Origin of the sequence: Mucilaginibacter sp. (assembly GCF_039935595.1) — a bacterium.
GTDB lineage: Bacteria > Bacteroidota > Bacteroidia > Sphingobacteriales > Sphingobacteriaceae > Mucilaginibacter.
On record NZ_JBDTJZ010000125.1, the window covers coordinates 1 to 18,856 of the forward strand.

17 protein-coding genes and 1 tRNA gene are annotated in these 18,856 nt (G+C 39.7%); 13 read left to right on the forward strand and 5 right to left on the reverse strand.

Annotation, left to right across the window (positions count from 1 at the left end; translation table 11 throughout):
• Positions 1 to 278 (forward strand): rhodanese-like domain-containing protein (locus ABI367_RS08440; protein ID WP_462227540.1); only part of this gene is annotated, 278 nt, incomplete at its 5' end.
• Between the two features lie 106 nt (positions 279 to 384).
• On the opposite strand, the gene ABI367_RS08445 is transcribed toward ABI367_RS08440, so the two are convergent.
• A complete protein-coding gene (locus tag ABI367_RS08445; RefSeq protein WP_462227541.1) occupies positions 385 to 1,863 on the reverse strand; it encodes a glycine--tRNA ligase in 1,479 nt (492 codons plus the stop codon).
• Positions 1,864 to 1,978: 115 nt separating this feature from the next.
• Here ABI367_RS08445 and ABI367_RS08450 point away from each other — a divergent pair, with 115 nt between their 5' ends.
• Together ABI367_RS08450 and ABI367_RS08455 are read left to right on the forward strand one after the other, a co-directional pair.
• A complete protein-coding gene (locus ABI367_RS08450) occupies positions 1,979 to 2,488 on the forward strand; it encodes a hypothetical protein (protein WP_462227542.1) in 510 nt (169 codons plus the stop codon).
• Between the two features lie 56 nt (positions 2,489 to 2,544).
• Positions 2,545 to 3,498 (forward strand): acetyl-CoA carboxylase carboxyltransferase subunit alpha, encoded by a 954-nt coding sequence (locus ABI367_RS08455; RefSeq protein WP_462227543.1) that lies wholly within the window; start codon positions 2,545 to 2,547, stop codon positions 3,496 to 3,498.
• A gap of 71 nt (positions 3,499 to 3,569) precedes the next feature.
• Here ABI367_RS08455 and ABI367_RS08460 read toward each other — a convergent pair whose 3' ends face one another.
• The gene (locus tag ABI367_RS08460) at positions 3,570 to 5,108 is read right to left on the reverse strand and encodes a hypothetical protein (protein ID WP_462258066.1); all 1,539 of its coding nucleotides are present in this window, start codon (positions 5,106 to 5,108) and stop codon (positions 3,570 to 3,572) included.
• Positions 5,109 to 5,401: 293 nt separating this feature from the next.
• On the opposite strand from ABI367_RS08460, the gene ABI367_RS08465 reads away from it, so the two are divergent.
• Positions 5,402 to 6,448 (forward strand): sensor histidine kinase, encoded by a 1,047-nt coding sequence (locus tag ABI367_RS08465; RefSeq protein ID WP_462227546.1) that lies wholly within the window; start codon positions 5,402 to 5,404, stop codon positions 6,446 to 6,448.
• Entirely contained in the window at positions 6,448 to 7,164 is a 717-nt protein-coding gene (locus ABI367_RS08470; protein ID WP_462227548.1) for a LytR/AlgR family response regulator transcription factor, read from the forward strand. Before ABI367_RS08465 ends, ABI367_RS08470 begins: the two co-directional genes overlap by 1 nt.
• 90 nt (positions 7,165 to 7,254) lie before the next feature.
• Here ABI367_RS08470 and ABI367_RS08475 read toward each other — a convergent pair whose 3' ends face one another.
• Complete coding sequence (locus ABI367_RS08475; protein ID WP_462227549.1) at positions 7,255 to 10,392, reverse strand: glycosyltransferase family 117 protein; 3,138 nt, start codon at positions 10,390 to 10,392, stop codon at positions 7,255 to 7,257.
• Positions 10,393 to 10,603: 211 nt separating this feature from the next.
• On the opposite strand from ABI367_RS08475, the gene ABI367_RS08480 reads away from it, so the two are divergent.
• The 8 genes from ABI367_RS08480 (at position 10,604) to ABI367_RS08515 (ending at position 16,951) form a co-directional block, all read left to right on the forward strand.
• Positions 10,604 to 10,674: transfer RNA gene (locus ABI367_RS08480), tRNA-Gln, on the forward strand.
• A 149-nt stretch (positions 10,675 to 10,823) separates the two neighbouring features.
• The gene (locus ABI367_RS08485; RefSeq protein WP_462227550.1) at positions 10,824 to 11,768 is read left to right on the forward strand and encodes a ribose-phosphate pyrophosphokinase; all 945 of its coding nucleotides are present in this window, start codon (positions 10,824 to 10,826) and stop codon (positions 11,766 to 11,768) included.
• A gap of 143 nt (positions 11,769 to 11,911) precedes the next feature.
• The gene (locus ABI367_RS08490; RefSeq protein ID WP_462227551.1) at positions 11,912 to 12,496 is read left to right on the forward strand and encodes a 50S ribosomal protein L25/general stress protein Ctc; all 585 of its coding nucleotides are present in this window, start codon (positions 11,912 to 11,914) and stop codon (positions 12,494 to 12,496) included.
• Positions 12,497 to 12,705: 209 nt separating this feature from the next.
• A complete protein-coding gene (gene pth, locus ABI367_RS08495; protein WP_462227559.1) occupies positions 12,706 to 13,266 on the forward strand; it encodes an aminoacyl-tRNA hydrolase in 561 nt (186 codons plus the stop codon).
• A 70-nt stretch (positions 13,267 to 13,336) separates the two neighbouring features.
• A complete protein-coding gene (locus ABI367_RS08500; protein ID WP_462227552.1) occupies positions 13,337 to 13,528 on the forward strand; it encodes a DUF2683 family protein in 192 nt (63 codons plus the stop codon).
• 51 nt (positions 13,529 to 13,579) lie between these two features.
• Positions 13,580 to 13,924: a Spx/MgsR family RNA polymerase-binding regulatory protein gene (locus ABI367_RS08505; RefSeq protein WP_462227553.1), complete on the forward strand. Its 345-nt coding sequence runs from the start codon at positions 13,580 to 13,582 to the stop codon at positions 13,922 to 13,924.
• 140 nt (positions 13,925 to 14,064) lie between these two features.
• Positions 14,065 to 16,056 (forward strand): M1 family metallopeptidase, encoded by a 1,992-nt coding sequence (locus ABI367_RS08510; RefSeq protein ID WP_462227554.1) that lies wholly within the window; start codon positions 14,065 to 14,067, stop codon positions 16,054 to 16,056.
• 211 nt (positions 16,057 to 16,267) lie between these two features.
• The gene (locus ABI367_RS08515; protein WP_462227555.1) at positions 16,268 to 16,951 is read left to right on the forward strand and encodes a peptidase associated/transthyretin-like domain-containing protein; all 684 of its coding nucleotides are present in this window, start codon (positions 16,268 to 16,270) and stop codon (positions 16,949 to 16,951) included.
• A 153-nt stretch (positions 16,952 to 17,104) separates the two neighbouring features.
• Here ABI367_RS08515 and leuB read toward each other — a convergent pair whose 3' ends face one another.
• The gene (gene leuB, locus ABI367_RS08520) at positions 17,105 to 18,163 is read right to left on the reverse strand and encodes a 3-isopropylmalate dehydrogenase (RefSeq protein WP_462227556.1); all 1,059 of its coding nucleotides are present in this window, start codon (positions 18,161 to 18,163) and stop codon (positions 17,105 to 17,107) included.
• Positions 18,164 to 18,261: 98 nt separating this feature from the next.
• On the reverse strand, positions 18,262 to 18,856 hold a 595-nt coding region (locus ABI367_RS08525), incomplete at its 5' end, for an alpha-isopropylmalate synthase regulatory domain-containing protein (RefSeq protein WP_462227557.1).

The following is an 18,856-nucleotide window of genomic DNA, read 5'->3' on the forward strand; positions in this document are numbered from 1 at the left end:
ATATCGGGGCTGTTGAGGATTTGCCCGGTGCTGTACATATCGGCCCGGTGAGTGATCAGCAAAACATGGAAAAACTGCGACAAATACTAGCCAATTTGCCTAAAAATAAGGCGGTAGTTATTTATTGTGGCTGTTGTCCTTTTACCAAATGTCCCAATATACAGCCGGCTTATAGAGAGTTGAAAAAAAATGGTTTCACTCAAATTAAAGTTCTCGATCTGCCTACAAATTTGAAAACTAACTGGATTGCTAAAGGGTATCCGTTAGAAAAGAAATAAGCGAAAAATTAGCATAGTTTTTTTGTAGGTGATCTATAAAATAAAAGCCCTTACTAAAGTAGTAGGGGCTTTTATAATAAACTTTTCTGCTTTAACCTTTCGCCTTTTATCCTAAAAGATTCTTCCAGCTTACCAACGCGCCAATAATTTTATCCAACTGGTCGGCAGGTACGCGTTCTTGTTCCATGCTGTCGCGATGACGGATGGTTACGGTATTATCTTCAAGGGTTTGATGGTCAACCGTAATACAGAAAGGTGTACCTATAGCATCCTGACGACGGTAGCGTTTGCCAATGGCATCTTTCTCCTCGTATTGCAGGTTAAAATCAAGTTTTAGCTCATCCATTATCTCGCGTGCCTTTTCGGGTAGTCCGTCTTTTTTAATTAATGGGAATATAGCGGCTTTAACCGGGGCCAAACAAGGGTGAATGCGCAATACCGTGCGGCTGTCTTGTTTTTCATCCGTGCTCAGGTCCTCTTCCTCGTAGGCGTTTATCATGGTCAGCAAAAACATCCTGTCTAACCCTATCGAGGTTTCAATAACGTAAGGGATGTAGTTGCCATAAGGTTTGCCATCAGGTCCCAATTCAGGATCAAAATACTGCATTTTTTTGCCCGAGAATTTTTGGTGCTGGCTCAAATCAAAATCTGTACGACTGTGTATGCCTTCTACCTCTTTAAAGCCGAAAGGAAACTCAAATTCAATATCTACCGCTGCATTAGCGTAATGGGCCAGTTTTACGTGATCGTGGTAACGGTATTTGGCTTCATCGGTACCTAAAGCCAGGTGCCATTGCAGGCGGGTTTCTTTCCATTTTTTGTACCACTCCATCTCTGTGCCGGGGCGCACAAAAAATTGCATTTCCATCTGTTCAAACTCGCGCATACGGATGATGAACTGACGGGCAATAACCTCGTTACGGAACGCCTTACCAATTTGCGCAATCCCAAACGGAATTTTCATCCTGCCTGATTTTTGTACGTTTAAATAGTTTACAAATATACCCTGCGCGGTTTCTGGGCGCAGGTATATCGTGTCAGATTCATCAGCAATAGCGCCTACTTGTGTACTGAACATCAGGTTAAACTGGCGTACTTCTGTCCAGTTAGCTGTTTTTGACAGCGGGCATGTAATATTTTGTTCTATAATCAACTCGCGCAGGCGGGGTAGGTCCTCGGCCTTAAGGGCGTTGTCCATTTCAAGTTGAAGCTCTTCGGCCTCGCTGGTTTTGCCTTCCTCGTCAAGTTTGGCTATCTTATCTTCCAGTAGCTGGTCGGCACGATAGCGTTTGTTGCTGTCCTTGTTATCAATCATCGGGTCGCTAAAACCATCAACGTGGCCGCTGGCTTTCCATATTTTAGGGTGCATAAATATGGCCGAATCAATACCAACAATGTTATCATTCATTTGCACCATGGCTTTCCACCAGTAGGTTTTAAGGTTGTTTTTCAGCTCGGCACCATATTGGCCATAATCATAAACGGCGCTTAAACCGTCGTATATCTCGCTCGAAGGAAAAACAAAGCCATACTCTTTGGCGTGTGCAATAACATTTTTAAAAAGCTCGTCGGTATTTTTACTCATAATGCAGCAAAGATATAAAGCCCCCTCTAAATCTCCCCCGGTAGGGGAGACTTTTTTTTAGCCTATTATATTTTATAGGGTAAAACTCTAAATTTGGTGCAATAATTGATGGTGAATGAAAAACTTATATATGGTAAAACCTTTATTTATTGCTGTCTTAGTATCAATTTCTTATACCGCCAGTGCGCAATTAAGCGATAGTGCCAAAAAATCACCCGTTCGTACGCTTACTTACCAGCAATACAATGCTTATTTAAAAGGCGAGGCCGACGGGGATATGGCCATGGTAGCCGAAATAAACCATTACCCCATGCCCGATAAGGTGCTTAAACTTAAACACGAGCTTGACCTTAGCCCCATACAAATTAAAAAGATCGAAGAAATAAATACCTATATGCACCGCAGGCGGTTGCAGGTGGGTGAGTCGGTTATCAGTACCGAAAGAGCACTTGACAGCCTTTTTCGTACCCATAAGATTGATGATGGTACTTTAATATTTTATACTAACCGCTATGGTTTATATCAGGGGGAGCTAAAAAATGCCATATTACAGGCCTGTCTGGCTACCGAAAAGCTATTGGGCGAGAAACAATTGGCACGCTTTGAGGCTTTACAAAAAAGGTAAATTGCCAATATGCCGTTTGATTTATTTAATTTAGCGGCCTTATTATTCATAACTGTATGAAAATTACGTTTGATTTTGAAAAGCCTTTAGCTGAATTGATACAGCAGATTGAGAAAGTGAAGCAGGTTGAAGACAAGAATAAGTTAGATATGTCGGCAACTGTTAACGAGTTGGAAGCCAAGCTGGAAGCTACTAAACAGGAAATATATAATAACCTTACCGGCTGGCAAAAGGTGCAAATATCCCGCCACCCCGAAAGGCCCTATACCTTACAATACCTGGAGTTGATGTGCGATGATTTTATTGAGCTGCACGGCGACAGGACAGTAGGGGATGATAAAGCCATAATTGGTGGGTTTGGTACTATAAACGGGCAAACTGCCATGTTTATAGGTCACCAAAAGGGACGTAACACCAAGGAGCGTCAGTATCGTAATTTTGGTATGGCCAACCCCGAAGGATACCGCAAGGCATTAAGGCTGATGAAGCTTGCCGAAAAATTTAACAAACCGGTTATTACGCTGATAGATACACCGGGCGCTTTTCCGGGTTTGGAAGCTGAAGAGCGTGGACAGGGCGAGGCCATAGCTCGTAACCTGCTGGAAATGTCGATATTAAAAGTACCTATTATTTGTGTGGTTATTGGCGAGGGAGCATCGGGCGGGGCACTGGGTATTGGTATTGGCGACAGGGTTTTAATGCTGGATAATTCATGGTACTCAGTTATTTCTCCCGAAAACTGCTCAACCATATTATTTAAAACCTGGGAACAAAAAGAACGTGCTGCCGAAATGTTGAAGCTTACCTCGACAGAGATGCTTAAAAATAAACTGATTGACGGCGTTATAAAAGAACCGCTTGGCGGCGCCCATCAGGACCCTGTTGCTATGGCGGCCATATTAAAGAAACAACTTTTAAAAGACCTGAAAGTATTAAAAGACCGCAACATTGACGAGTTGGTTACCGAGCGTATCAACAAGTTTTGCTCAATGGGCGTGGTTAACGAATAAGCTTAATAAGGTAATTTCATAATAAACCCTGCCCATCAAGGCAGGGTTTATTATGAAATCTATTTAAATAGTTAAAGCACTTTAATATCAATGTGATTTATCCATATTGCTTTTCTGTCAGCGGTGTTTTTAAACTCATTTATCATAAATGCTTTATTGTATTTTACCTTTCCTTTGTAACAGGTTTTGCCGTTCACAACAACTATTACAGGCTTATTGATATTTACCATTTGTGGTGATATAAATAACGAAAAAGATTTAACCGAAGAAGTTGATACAGTAAAAACATTGTTATTAAAGTTAGCCTTAATTGCTCCCGATGTTTTTTTATAAACAAATGCGTTTAATGAGGTATCGCGGGTTACTGCTTTATTTTTCTTATCTAATACTATCCATTTATTTATTTTAAAATTAATATTCTTTTGCCACGGGGCTTTTTTTGAAACTGTATCTAATAATGTAATGCTGAGCCAATCGCAGCGGCCATATTTAGTGTCATCACATTCCCAATAAATATTGTGATGGAAAGGATCTCTTTTACGTTTATTAAGATCATCAAACAACAGAGCATAAGCAGGCTCAGATTCATTAAACTGCGGAAACCAATGAGGGAAGCCTGTATATCTATGATCCTGGTAATCGGCCTTTAAGTTTTTCATTACGTTGTTCAATGAGTCATGAGCCTGTGGTGGATAATAATAGTCTTGATCTACAGATACATTAAAGAATGAACGATTATAAATATTTCTTAAAAATGTTCCACCTGTTGCCACAACCGGGCGTGTATTAAATCCATAAAATCCGGCATAAGGCGATGGTTGTTTCATTAAATAGGAAAATGAGCCAGTGGCCCCATTAGAATGTCCAGATATAAATACTTTATCGTCATCAATATTTATTACTTGCTTTATTTGTTTAAGTATGGTAGGTACCATAAAGAAACCTTTATCAGGATACATCCAGTTATAATCTTTATTTGCGTGCGGATATACCATTATTATTTTGTTTAGGTTAGCATATTTTGTATAATACCTATTCCATCCGCTTGTATCAGTCTCGTCAACATAATTTAAATATCCCGTGTTGCTGCTAACTGCTCCATGTAGGAAAAACAACAAAGGATAGTGTTTTTTAGGGTTGTAATTATTAGGCAAAACTATTAGATAGGCCATATTTAAACTATCGGTCAGTTTAATTTGCATTGATAAGTATTTCCTTTTAATTGTCTGGTACGAATTGTATTTTTTTATTTTATTATAAACCTGTAAAGCATTCATTTTAGTAAAATTCAACTTTTTTAGTGTTGAATTGTTTTCTAAATTGATTTGAATTGCTTTAAAGGCGGCTGTTTTAGTGTTTTCTGCTTTAACAACAGAATCTTCTTTTGTAATAACGCCACTAATCAATGTTTGCCATCTTATATCATTTTTCAGTCTATCAAAACTCTTTTCAGCAATCATATCCTTACTGAATATTATCACGCCATTTAAATAATTATTTCTGATGTATATACTTATAGCATTAAATGCCCGATCCTTATCTCCGGTTAAACTCCACGATGTTGCTGCTCTATAAGCAATCACATTAGATCTGCCTTCAACCTTTTGCAAAAACAAATCATAGTTTTGAGCCGCGCATGAATAGTTTTTGGCTTTAAAACATGAGTCGGCTTGCGAAACATAATTTTGAGCCATAGCTGAACAATAAGTAAAAATCAATAACGATATTGAATAAAAAATCTTCATTTTGATTATAGTTTTTTTTAATAAAGGTGACGCATAATTTTAAAAAATTGATGTTAATAGCTTGGTAATTACATCAACATTCAAAAATCAATGACCAACACGTTGAAAGTATTGATGAATATAATTGTGTATGCCTGCGTTATGATATATATTTAAAAATGAAGCGTAAATATGTTGCCCTCTTGCATATTCTAATATGGAGTAGCTTGATTGTTACCGCTAGCTTAAATGATTATAATTTTAATAATTTTTCAGGCTCATCACATGCATTAACTCTTTTTAAAAGTTTTATAATTACCTGCGCTTATTATAGTGTTTCTGTTGTTTGTTTTTACAGTAGTTACTTATTAGTAGCACCCCGTTTATTTTTAAAACGACAGTATATTGTCGCTATTTTCTATGCTGTTATAATATTGGCAGTTATAATTGGCTGGAGGTATATTATAGAGTTTAATTTTTTAAAGCCTGTTTTAAACTTTGATAATTATAAAGGCCATATACCTAAATGGGAATATTACATCCAAAATATATTTTACTATTACTTCCCAAGCTATTTTGCATACGGTTTAATGTGTTTTTTTGTTGAAGCATGGTATAAAAATAACCGTCGACAGCAAGAACTTCAAAAAGAGAAGTTAATTACAGAGCTTGCTTTTTTGCGTTCACAAATTAATCCGCATTTTTTGTTTAATACCATAAATGATATATATACACTAACCTATCAACAATCAGAGCAGGCACCAGAGGCATTACTCAAGTTATCTGTAATATTACGCTATATGTTGCGCGATGGTAATGAGGATTTTATGCCTCTAAGCAGAGAGTACGAATATCTGGAAAATGTTATAGCATTACAGCGTATTGGTGCTAAAGGTTTGGCCTGTATTAATTTCGTAAAAGAAGGCTATATTGGCGATCAACTTGTAGCATCATTATTATTTATTTCATTTGTTGAAAATGCATTTAAACATGGCGTTTTGGATGATGATAAAAGCCCAATAGAAATATATCTCAATGCCGATAATACAACTGTTACTTTTAAGGTTGCCAACAAAAAGAATAATGCTTTTAAAGATAAAATGGGTGGAATAGGCCTATGTAATGTGCTCAGAAGATTGGAATTAATATACCCGGAAAAACATTCATTGACTATTGATGAAAATGAAGAGTTTTATAAAGTGAATTTAGTTTTAAAATTAAGCTAATGCCAGTAAAATGCCTTATAATTGATGATAAGCCTTTAGCTATTGACATTTTAGAAGATTATATTTTAAAAATACCAGAGCTTGAATTGGTTGCTGTAACTACCAATCCTATAGAAGGTCTGAATATACTGCGTAGCACTGATATTGATCTCGTTTTTTTAGATATTCACATGCCTGAATTAAATGGCTTGCAGTTTATAAAAATAGCCGAAAAGAAAAGCAAGATTATTTTAACTACTGCTTATTCTGGTTACGCCTTTGACGCTTATGAAAATGATGTAGTTGATTATTTGCTTAAACCAATTGCATTTGATAGGTTTTACCGTGCAGTCACCAAGGCATTAAACGCAATAAACGCTACAGATTATAATGCTTTAGTGCCTAATGTGCAGCTTGCAACTGCATACTTATTTGTTAAAACCGAATATCGAATACAAAAAATTAATGTCGACGAGATATTATACGTTGAGGGCCTGCAAAATTATATCTCCATACAAAAAGTTAATGAACATATAATTAGCTTACTAACCTTAAAAAAAATTGAAGAACAATTACCACCAAACGATTTTATAAGAGTACACAAATCTTATATAATAGCTTTAAAATATATATCATATATTGAACGGAATCGGATCATTATGGGTGAAACAACTATACCAATAGGAGATACATATAAGGATAATTTTTACAAAATCATTGATAAGCAAACCAATTGAAAATTGCAATTATCACGGGTGATGAAGTAGAATAATAAAGGGCAAAAGGGATATCCCTTTTGCCCTTTATTATTTGAGTAGGAATGTTATTTAATGAGCACTGTTGACATTAGCACCAAACTTCTGCTCATAATCTTTAAGCTGGGCACTGTATTGTATGCTTAAACCGGGGTTATTGCTTTTGGTTAAAGCAGTCAGGCCATTCAATAACGACATACTTAACTGTATATCGTTATTTTTCAAATCGGTTTGGCCATCCTTAAATAAAATGTAATTATAGCTCAGTGTTTTGTTAATATAGGTATGTACCTGGTTAACCAGCTGGTCAGCTATGGCTTTTTCGCCAAGGTTGTAGGCGCTTTCGGCCATATAATACTTTCTTATACCAATTTCAGATGAAGGCATCAGGTCGGGCATTACATCCATGTATTTTCTTAAAACATTTTTAGCCAGATCGGGGTGCTTTTCTTTTACCAGGTTATCAATAAGGTTTGAGTAAAGTCTCGTAATAAGCGGGTAAAACATGACTATTGATTCATGATCAAGGTAACGGGCGTTTTTCATATTGCCCCATTTAAACTTGGTCATAATGTTATTATACATCTGTAACGTGTTGGTGGCTTCAAGCGTGGCTGTGGTAGTATCAGGCTTTAACGGTAGTAAATGGTACGCAAAACCCTCGTTATACAGATATTTTTCCATGCCCATCATGTTCTCGTTAGGCGTTGTAATGGTAAAGTAAATCGGTCTTTTCCAGTTATTATGCGCTATTATATCCATCATCGCCAAATTATCTTTAGCTACATAATTTATGGGGTACTTAAACTCCATAACCGGTGTTACCTGGTTCTTTTTAGCGGCAGGTATAGCACCACTTTTTATCACTGCGGCAGTATCTATAGTTATTTTAAGGTTTTTGGTGGGTAAAAAGTTAACGGTTTCACCACTTTGCATCTCTGCTTTTGCATCCTTGCTTTCGGAAGTTAAAAAGTTAAAAACATCTTTAACTTCTATTGAGCCGGGTACTTTCGCGTCATTATAATACATTACATCGCGCACACCCATTTTATACTTGTCATCAGGCATGGTAATAGGCAGCGGATCCGATTCGTTCATCCTGGTTTTCATTTGCTTAATGTACCAGTCGGTACCCAGCAAACTCAGGTTTACAATGCGTACATCGGGGCGTACATTCTCCACCTCCTGTATGTACCATAACGGGTAGGTGTCATTATCGCCATAAGTAAATAAAATAGCGTTTGGCGCACACGAGTTTAGGTAATTATAAGCCATATCGTGCGGCGTAAGCTTGGTTGAGCGGTCATGATCATCCCATTCCTGGCAAGCCATTAAAACAGGCACAGCCAGCAGGCATATTACAATTGATACCATTGCAGCAAGCTTACCGTTGGCTTTTTTGCTTAATATATCGGCAACAAACAATACTCCTAAACCAATCCAAATAGCAAAGGCATAAAACGAGCCGGCATAAGCGTAGTCACGCTCGCGCGGCTGCTGTGGGTCCTGGTTAAGGTATAGCACAATGGCAAGCCCTGTAAAAAAGAAAAGCACGCCAACCACACCTGCATCGCGCTGCCCGCGTTTAAAATGATATACAACACCTAATAAACCCAAAATAAGCGGTAAAAAATACAAACGGTTGTATGACTTACTTTCAAGCACATTGGCAGGCAACAGCTTTTTAAAGTTCCAGCCGCTTATCCAGGCACCATCAGTACCGGGATTATTGTCCTGGCCGTCCATTTCGTTGGTGCGGCCTGCAAAGTTCCATAAAAAGTAACGCGTGTACATTTGGTTAACCTGCCAGGTTAAAAAGAATTCCAGGTTGGTAGACAGCGTTGGGCTTTGGTCGCCAAGTTGTGTCCAATTTCTGTAAAAAGCATCCTGGCCCGGCTTTTGGCTAAACATACGCGGGAAGATGGTATTGTGATCATAAACGGTATTTAGCTTTTTACCGGCAACTTCATATTTTTTCTCGCCGCGGCGGTATATGTTAGCACCCTCGGTTTGGTCAATGGCTTTTGCATCAAAAAACTGGCCGTAAAGCAGGGGCGTATCGCCATACTGGTCGCGGTTTAAGTAACCATTTAGGGCAAAGGCATCCTGCGGGTTGCTGTTATTTAAATTTGTACCGGCTTTGGCCCTGATAACGATCATTACAAACGAGCTGTAGCCAAACAAAATAAACGCGGTGCATACTAAAATACTGTTCAGCGCGAAGCGTTTTTCGCGTATCTTAACTACATACTCCAACAGAGCAATAATAGCCGCCGCGCCAACTAAGCCTATAATGCCCGCGCTTATGGTTAGCAACAGCACAAAACATGCAGCCGCAGTAATTATAGCCGGTTTTGATTGTGTTATGGTGAAAAGTATGCCGCTTACAATAGCAGCTACAAGCAAGGCAAAAAATACAATTGCACCGCTGCCAAAGCCCATGCCTAAGGTGTTTACAAACAACAGATCGGCAAAGGCGGCGCCTTTAACAGTATATTGTATAATACCCCATAATACCATAGCCACAATAATAACGCCGGTTAAAAAAGCGTAAATAGTGCCCTTTGTGGTAACGGTTTTAGCCTTTTTAAAATAAACCACCAGTGCAATGGCAGGTATAACCAACAGGTTTAACAGGTGTATACCTATTGATAGGCCCATTACGTAGGCAATAAATATTATCCATTTATTGGCATGTTCCTCATCAGCATAACTATCCCATTTTAATACGGCCCAAAATACGATGGCCGTACAAAGTGATGATTGCGCGTAAACTTCCGACTCGACCGCCGAGAACCAAAATGTATCAGAAAAAGTATAGGCCAGTGCGCCAACCATACCGGCACCCATTATCAATATCAGGTTGGTGGTAGTTAGGTCAGTTGCTTTTTTGATCAATAATTTTTTGGCGAGGGCGGTTATGCTCCAAAATAAAAATAATATGGTTGCCCCGCTTGCCAATGCCGATCCAATATTGGTAAAGTAAGCCACTTTGGTATTATTACCTAAGGATAGTAAGGAAAAAACCTTGCCTATCATGGTAAACAACGGTGCACCGGGTTGGTGGGCAACTTGCAGGCGGTATATACAGGCAATAAACTCGCCGCAATCCCAAAAGCTGGCCGAAGGCTCTAAAGTTAAAATATAAGTTACTGAGGCTATCAGGAAGGCTATCCAGCCAAACAGGTTATTGGTTTTATTGTAATTCATTTTTCCGGATTTGAAAAATAATGCGGTTTAAAAACAACGAAATTAATAAAACTATGCAGGTATTTGTAAGTCGTTAGTTTATTTAACAAAAATTAACCTGTTTTTAAGGCGGATAAATAAGTTGCACACTTTTTTAAATTTGGTTTTAAAGTTTAAAAAAACGGTGTATATTTGCATTCCTTTTCAGAACAACTGTTTTGAAGGTGGAGATTGCCTGATAGTATAAAGGTAGTACGACGGTTTTTGGTACCGTTTGTCTAGGTTCGAATCCTGGTCGGGCAACAATTTCAATTTCGGATTTCGAATTTTCGATTTCGGATTTATTCCGAACGAAGTTCAAATCCGAAATTGTTTTTTATAGGCTTGATTAAAAGTGATTAAGTATTTGGATTGAAAAATCCGAAATCCGAAATCCGAAATCCAAAATTAAGATGCCCTTACAGTTTAACACCGTTAAGTTATTTGCAGGTTCCGGCTCCATAAAGGTGGCCGAAAAAATTGCGCATGCTTATGGACAGGAACTGGGAGATATGGCAGTATCGCGTTTCAGCGATGGCGAATATCAGCCGCATTTTAATGAGTCGGTGCGTGGTTGCGATGTGTTTTTAATACAATCAACCCATCAGCCTACTGATAACCTGATGGAGCTTTTAATGATGATAGATGCCGCCCGCCGTGCATCTGCTCATTATGTAAACGCGGTTATACCTTATTTTGGGTTGGCCCGCCAGGACAGGAAAGATAAACCGCGTGTAGCCATTGGTGCAAAGCTGGTTGCCAATTTATTGGTAGCTGCCGGTATTGACCGCATAATGACCATGGACCTGCACGCTGCACAGATACAAGGATTTTTTGACATTCCGGTAGACCACCTGGATGCTTCGATAGTTTTTGTACCTTATATAAAGAGTTTAAAGCTTAAACACCTTACCATTGCTTCGCCGGATATGGGTGGGTCATACAGGGCGCGTAGTTTTGCTAAGTTTTTTAATGCAGAGGTGGTAATTTGCGATAAACGCCGTAAACGCGCCAACGAAATTGAATCAATGACGTTGATAGGTGATGTTACCGGGCAGGATATTGTGTTGATTGATGATATATGTGATACGGCAGGAACATTGGCTAAAGCCGCCGGCTTAATTATGGAGCGGGGGGCACGCAGTGTACGTGCAGTGTGTACGCACCCTGTATTATCAGGCAATGCTTACGATACTATTGAAAACTCGGCATTAACCGAGCTAATTGTTACCGATACCATCCCTTTAAAACGCCAAAGCGATAAGATAAGGGTACTATCAACCGCCGAGCTTTTTGCAAAAGCAATAAGCAACGTAAACGAACATGGCTCCATAAGCCAGTTGTTTAAGGTGGATTGATAGGGAGCATATAGTTGATGGTTAATAGTTCATAGTATACCATGAACCATGATCTATCAACTAATAAGAACTTATGGCAAATAGAACCATCAACTATGATCTATTAACCATGAACTAAACAATAAACAAATAAATAAAAACAAATGAAATCAATTGCTATTAGCGGTTCTCCAAGAGAGAACGTAGGGAAAAGAGACGCTAAGGGACTGCGTTACCAAAGCCTGGTACCGTCAGTACTTTACGGTGGGCCAACCCAAACCCACTTTGCAGTGTCCGCAGCTGATTTGAAACCCGTAGTTTACACTCCGGATGTTCATTTCATCGACCTTGAAGTTGCAGGTGTTAAAACACAGGCTATTATTAAAGACATTCAGTTTCACCCGTTAACCGAACAAATTTTGCATGTTGACTTTATGCAATTAGATCCGGCTAAACCATTAACTATGGAGATCCCGGTACGTTTAACAGGTACATCTCCGGGTGTTAAAACAGGTGGTAAACTGGTATTAAAACTAAGAAAACTACGCGTCAAAGCTTTACCTAAAGACCACTTAGATTCAATTGCTGTAAGCATTGAAGAGTTAGAGGTTGGTAAATCAGTACGTGTTGGCGATTTGAAGTTTGATAAACTCGTTATCACTAATTCTGCCGAAGATACTATCGTATCTGTAACCACTTCACGTGCGTTGCGTCAGGCTGAACAGGAAGCTGCAAAATCTGGAAAATAATTCGCCCCCCGCCCCCCTAAAGGGGGAGTATGGAGTAATTTACAATAGCGATGGGTTTTATACCCATCGCTATTTTTGTTTAAAAGTAATATCTTCGGAAATAATTAATTGAGTTCCCCCTTTAGGGGGTTAGGGGGCGAATGAGACCTTATTTTAGCAAATTTTTTAAAAAAGCAACTCCAGCCGCACGGCCGGTACAAAGCAGTGGTATGAAATATCTGATAGTTGGGTTGGGCAATATTGGTCCGGAGTATGCAGATACACGGCATAATATTGGTTTTATGATACTGGATGAACTGGCTAAACAGGAAGGGGCAAAGTTTAGTAATATGCGCCTGGCTTATTATACCGAAGTAAGCCATAAAGGCCGTACCCTGTATTTAATTAAACCAACTACCTATATGAATTTAAGCGGCAAGGCCCTAAACCATTGGATGAAGGAACTGAAAATACCCATTGAAAATGTATTGGTATTGGTTGATGACATTGCCTTGCCTTTAGGTACCCTGCGCCTAAAACCAAAAGGAAGCGCCGCCGGGCATAATGGTTTAAAGCATATTGAAGCCACCTTAGGCAATAACGAATATGCGCGTCTGCGTTTTGGCGTAAGCGATAACTACCCCAAAGGCCGCCAGGTCGATTACGTTTTAAGCGGATTTGATGATGATGAAAAGCCTGAACTACCTGCACTGATATATAAGTCAATAGAAATGATAAAAAGCTTTGCCACTATTGGTACAGAGTTAACTATGACGAAGTTTAATAAATAGGTGTGTATATCAGGAATTTATAGTTAATAAATTTTTATCTGCTTTTATATATAATTAGGTAAATTTGAATATGACAACATTGATTATGCACCCCCAGAATAAAGTGCAATTAACAGCTTTAAAGGCATTGGCAAAGGCATTGAAAATTAGTGTGGAGACGAGCCCTTACGATCCTGAATTTGTTTCAATGGTCAAAAAAGCTGAAAAAAACGGCAATTATACAGAGGTTGATCCAAATGATGTATGGGGCAGTTTAAACTGAAAATAGGACCTCCTTGATTCCTTATATATTACACCCTATTCACCACTCACCATGAAAGTTTACGGCATTACCAATTGCAATACAGTGAAAAAAGCGTTAGACTGGCTAAAGGCCAATAATGTGGCTTATGAATTCCAGGATTTTAAAAAGCTGGGTGTATCTGTCGAAAAGCTGAACGAGTGGGATAAAAAAGCCGGATACGAAAAGTTTATGAACAAACAGGGCCTAACCTGGAAACAGCTTGATCCTACAATAAAAGATGGGGTAAAAACCAAAGACGATGCCCTGCAATTATTGCAGCAAAAAACCAGCATGATCAAGCGTCCGGTTATTGAGGATGGCAATTTTTTATTTTTTGGTTTTGACGAGGCTGTTTATCAGCAACATTTTAAGTAATATTATTTTAAAAAATCGGGTGTACTGCAAATAATATATTGGTGCAAATAAAGGTCGCATCATTATCGTTGTAATTGCCGCTTATACGGCTATCTGTCGCATATTTTGCATAGTTTTGTTGTGATTAACGTAATTAACTGATGAGATTTAACAGATTTGCCGGCATAGCACTGGCTTTATTTGCAGGCATTACTATTGCCCATGCACAAACCGCGAAGGATATCCCTGCGGAATTAAATGCTTCCCAAAGTAAGTATGATTACCACGAGGCTTTCGCGCCTTTCTTCTTTACCAAAAATGGTAACGAATACCGCGCGGCCACTGGTGAACCGGGACCTAAATACTGGCAAAACCGGGCCGACTACCAATTAAATGCTAAGCTTAACGACCAAACCGACGAGATAAGTGGCACCGAGGTGTTAACTTATACTAATAACAGTCCGTTGGCTATGGGTTTTATATGGATGCAGTTGGATCAAAACTTATTTAAGCTGGATTCGCGCGGTAATGCTATTGTACCGGTTACCGGAAGCCGGAACGCAGGCAAGGGCCAGGTATTTGATGCAGGTTATAAAATTAAATCGGTTAAAGTAGTAAACGGCAAGGTTGCTACCGAGGTAAAGTTTTTAATAAACGATACCCGTATGCAGGTATTCTTGCCAAAAACACTGGCAGCCAACGGCGCTCAACTAAAGCTGAAGATAGAATATTCATTTATTTCGCCCGATTACGGCTCTGACCGTATGGGCATACTACCAACAAAAAACGGTAAAATATATACCATAGCGCAATGGTACCCACGCATGTGCGTGTTCGATGATATTAACGGCTGGAATACGCTGCCATACACCGGCCCGGGTGAGTTTTACCTGGAGTACGGTAATTTTGATATCAACATAACTGCTCCGGCTAAACATATTGTAGTTTGCTCGGGCATATTGCAAAATCCACAGGATGTTTATACACCCGCACAGCTAAAACGCTGGGCGCAGGCGGCGCAAAGCGACAAAACCGTCTTAATCCGTACGGCTGATGAGGTTGTTAGCCCGTCATCGCGCCCCGCGAAAGAATGGTTAACCTGGCATTTTAAAATAAACAATGCCCGCGATGCCTCGTGGGGATCATCAGCTGCATTTATTATTGACGCGGCTAAAATGAATTTGCCCGGTGGTAAAAAAGGGTTGGCTATATCAGCCTACCCTGTTGAAAGCGCTGGCGATACTGCCTGGGGCCGATCTACCGAATACGTGAAAAAGTCTATCGAGTTTAACTCCAATAAATGGTTTAGTTTTTCTTATACCAATGCTACTGCTGTTGCCGGCGTTGTAGGTGGCATGGAATATCCAGGTATTGTTTTTAGTGGTTATAAAAGCAAAGGCAAATCATTATGGAGCGTTAACGACCACGAGTTTGGCCATAATTGGTTCCCGATGATAGTAGGATCAAACGAGCGTATGTATGGCTTTATGGATGAAGGCTTTAATACATTTATCAATACCCTATCAACCTATGATTTTAATAACGGCGAGTACAGACCAGCAAAAGCACCTGATCTGCATACACAGGCGGCACGCCTTACGCCGGTTAGTATGGAGCCTATTTTGAGCTATACGGATAATCTGAAAGAAAAAAATAACGGCACCTTATTATATACCAAGCCAAGTGCGGGGTTGGTTTTGCTGCGCGAACAGGTATTGGGCCCCGACAGGTTTGACCGTGCTTTTAAAGCTTATATTGACCGTTGGGCCTACAAGCACCCAACGCCTGATGATTTTTTCCGCACTATGGAGAACGTGGCTGGCGAAAACCTGCAATGGTTTTGGCGCGGATGGTTTGTTTATAACTGGCGCCTGGACGTTGCCGTGCGCGATGTGAAATATATTGACGGCGATGCCACTAAAGGCGCGTTGATAACCATTGATAACCTGGATAAATTAGCCATGCCGGTTATCCTGGAAATTAAACTAAATAGCGGCAAAACCGACCGGGTTAAATTGCCCGTTGAGATTTGGGAACGTAACGTAAGCTGGACATTTAAATACCCATCTACAGAACAAATTGAATCGGTAACTTATGATCCTGATCATCAACTACCTGATTATAATCCTGACAATAATGTTTGGAAAAAGTAATAGCGAAACCCGGTTAACAGCCGGGTTTTTTGTTGGGTATATTTTATTGTCATTTCGAGCATAGCGAGAAATCTATACATAGGCAATCGCTTCATAGATTTCTCACTTCGTTTCGAAATGACAGGGGAGTAGATGATAAATGTTAAATTAATGTCCCCCGCAAACTATCTCCCCTCAAAATAAGTTATCTTAACAGGAAATTTGGCCCGATATGAAAAAGTATATTGTAGTTGCCCTGGTATTATTAGCGTTTACTGCAAAAGCGCAGGAGGATATTTTAACCGGCACAGTACACGAAATTGGCAGCAATAAAAAGCTGGAAGATGTATTTATTAAAGATATTAACAATAAGCAAATTACGCTTACTGATAAAAGGGGCAGATATACCATAAGCACCGCAACCGGGCATACCTTAATATTTTCATCGCCGGGTTATGTTTCTGATACGCTGTACCTTATTAATATGCAGCCCAAGTTTATTGAACTTAAATCAATGTCTATTTCGTTAAACCAGGTTGACATACGGTCAAGCAGGGCAGCGTTTGATCCCCGGGCCGAGTATCCGGAAGTTTACCGTAAAGCTAAAATATACCCGCTTTCGCCAAGTACCATATTCTCGCGCGAAGCAAGAAACGCCAGAAAGCTTAAGAGATACTTTGCGCACGAACAGGAGGAACGTTATGTGGATGATATATATACCAAATTATATGTAAGTGGTATTGTCCCACTAAAGGGTATGCAGCTGGATGAATTTATGGGTATGTCAAGACCCAGCTACGAGTTGTTAAAGAAAACAACCGGTGCCGACTTGGTGTTATATGTTAATGATTGGTATAAGAAATATAAAGCCATGTCGCCTGCTCAACGGTCATCGCTATTATTGTCATCACAATAAAAAAAGGCGCCCCGATATATCGGGGCGCCTCTTTGTAATTGTTTTTCTCAGTGTATCTCAGTGTCTTTCTTAGTGTCCTTTGTGTTTGTTTAATTTACCACGGAGGACACTAAGAATTCACAAAGCGCCCCAAGATTTAAAATGGAGAATATATTAAACGTTTTTCGCCAGCCAATCACCAACTTCGCTGGTTTTGTAAGCTTTGTTTTTTCCGGCAAGGTCCTCGGTGACAATGCCTTCGGCTAATGATTTGTTTACCACTTCTCTTATAGCTTCTGCTTCTTCTTTTAAGCCGAATGCATCTTCAAACATCATAGCTGCTGATAATACGGTTGCCAATGGGTTAGCAATATCTTTACCTGCTGCCTGTGGGTACGAGCCATGTATAGGCTCAAATAACGAGGTGTGCAAGCCAATTGATGAAGACGGCATTAATCCCATTGATCCTGAGATTACCGATGCCTCATCAGTTAAAATATCGCCAAAAAGGTTTTCAGTAATTAACACATCATAGCTGTTTGGCCATTGTACCAAACGCATAGCCACCGCGTCAACAAACTCGTAGCTAACCGTAACTTCCGGGTAGTCTTTTTCCATATCCTGTACGGTCTCTCTCCATAGGCGAGAGGTTTCCAATACGTTGGCCTTATCAACACAGCATAATTTTTTGCCACGGGTCATGGCCATTTCAAAACCTAATTTAGCCAGGCGCTGTACTTCTGCGCGGGTATAGGTACAGGTATCAAAAGCGGTGTTGCCATCATCTTTACGGCCACGTTCGCCAAAATAAATACCACCTGTTAGTTCACGTAATATAATAAGGTCGGTGCCTTCAATACGCTCTCTTTTTAATGGAGAGTTGTCAATTAACGAAGGGAAAGTAAAGGTGGGACGTACGTTGGCAAACAGGCCCAGTTTTTTACGCATTTTTAATAATCCCTGCTCCGGCCTTACCGTAGCCTTAGGGTCATTATCATATTTTGGGTGACCGATAGCACCAAATAAAACCGCATCGGCAGCCATACATATTTCGTGGGTCGAATCTGGGTAGGGCTCACCAACGGCATCAATAGCACAGGCACCTGTTAGGGCGGCTGTCCAGTTAATTTCGTGGTTGAATTTTGTAGCTACAGCGTTACATACTTTAACGGCCTGGTCAATTACTTCGGGGCCTATTCCGTCTCCTGCTAAAAGGGCGATATTAAATTTCATTATTATTTTTTTTGATTTCACCGATTAAGGTGTGATTTATTGATTTAATTTTAATTGTTTTCCTATTTAACTAATCACCGATCTCCAACCTCTAATCACTATATAATATTCAGCATCTTCTGCGTTGCCTTTATAGCACACACTGTTTGGTCCGAATCTAATCCCCGGGTTATAAATTTACGTTCGGCAGTTTCCCAGGTGATGATAGCCTCGCATAATGCGTCGGTAGAGCTACCCGGTGGTATCCTTACCGCATAATCTGTCAATTTAGGCAAGTGCATTTTTTTCTTAGCATATACTTTGGTAAGCGCGTTCATAAAAGCATCAAATTGTCCATCGCCCTGCGAGTTCTCTTCAAACTTTTCACCATCTATTTTCACCGAAATGGTAGCAGAAGGACGAAGCCCCATGGAGTTCATCAACACATACGATTCCACTACAACCTTTTCTTCATAAAGGTTGCTATCCAATACGTCTGATATGATATAAGGCAGATCTTCCCGGGTAACGGTTTCTTTTTTATCGCCCAGCTCAATAACCCGTTGCGTCACCTTTTTCAGGTCGGCATCATTTAATTTAAGGCCCAGTTCCTGCAGGTTTTTTTCAATATTGGCTTTGCCGGATGTTTTACCTAAAGCGTATTCCCGCTTACGGCCAAATCGCTCGGGCAACAGATCATTGAAATAAAGGTTG

What these genes read in the sequence shown, in the direction of transcription:
- ABI367_RS08445 (WP_462227541.1), bottom strand. Translation starts at nt 1,863, where the DNA reads ATGAGTAAAAATACCGACGAGCTTTTTAAAAATGTTATTGCACACGCC.
- ABI367_RS08450 (WP_462227542.1), top strand. Translation starts at nt 1,979, where the DNA reads ATGAAAAACTTATATATGGTAAAACCTTTATTTATTGCTGTCTTAGTA.
- ABI367_RS08455 (WP_462227543.1), top strand. Translation starts at nt 2,545, where the DNA reads ATGAAAATTACGTTTGATTTTGAAAAGCCTTTAGCTGAATTGATACAG.
- ABI367_RS08465 (WP_462227546.1), top strand. Translation starts at nt 5,402, where the DNA reads ATGAAGCGTAAATATGTTGCCCTCTTGCATATTCTAATATGGAGTAGC.
- ABI367_RS08470 (WP_462227548.1), top strand. Translation starts at nt 6,448, where the DNA reads ATGCCAGTAAAATGCCTTATAATTGATGATAAGCCTTTAGCTATTGAC.
- ABI367_RS08475 (WP_462227549.1), bottom strand. Translation starts at nt 10,392, where the DNA reads ATGAATTACAATAAAACCAATAACCTGTTTGGCTGGATAGCCTTCCTG.
- ABI367_RS08485 (WP_462227550.1), top strand. Translation starts at nt 10,824, where the DNA reads ATGCCCTTACAGTTTAACACCGTTAAGTTATTTGCAGGTTCCGGCTCC.
- ABI367_RS08490 (WP_462227551.1), top strand. Translation starts at nt 11,912, where the DNA reads ATGAAATCAATTGCTATTAGCGGTTCTCCAAGAGAGAACGTAGGGAAA.
- pth (WP_462227559.1), top strand. Translation starts at nt 12,706, where the DNA reads ATGAAATATCTGATAGTTGGGTTGGGCAATATTGGTCCGGAGTATGCA.
- ABI367_RS08500 (WP_462227552.1), top strand. Translation starts at nt 13,337, where the DNA reads ATGACAACATTGATTATGCACCCCCAGAATAAAGTGCAATTAACAGCT.
- ABI367_RS08505 (WP_462227553.1), top strand. Translation starts at nt 13,580, where the DNA reads ATGAAAGTTTACGGCATTACCAATTGCAATACAGTGAAAAAAGCGTTA.
- ABI367_RS08510 (WP_462227554.1), top strand. Translation starts at nt 14,065, where the DNA reads ATGAGATTTAACAGATTTGCCGGCATAGCACTGGCTTTATTTGCAGGC.
- ABI367_RS08515 (WP_462227555.1), top strand. Translation starts at nt 16,268, where the DNA reads ATGAAAAAGTATATTGTAGTTGCCCTGGTATTATTAGCGTTTACTGCA.
- leuB (WP_462227556.1), bottom strand. Translation starts at nt 18,163, where the DNA reads ATGAAATTTAATATCGCCCTTTTAGCAGGAGACGGAATAGGCCCCGAA.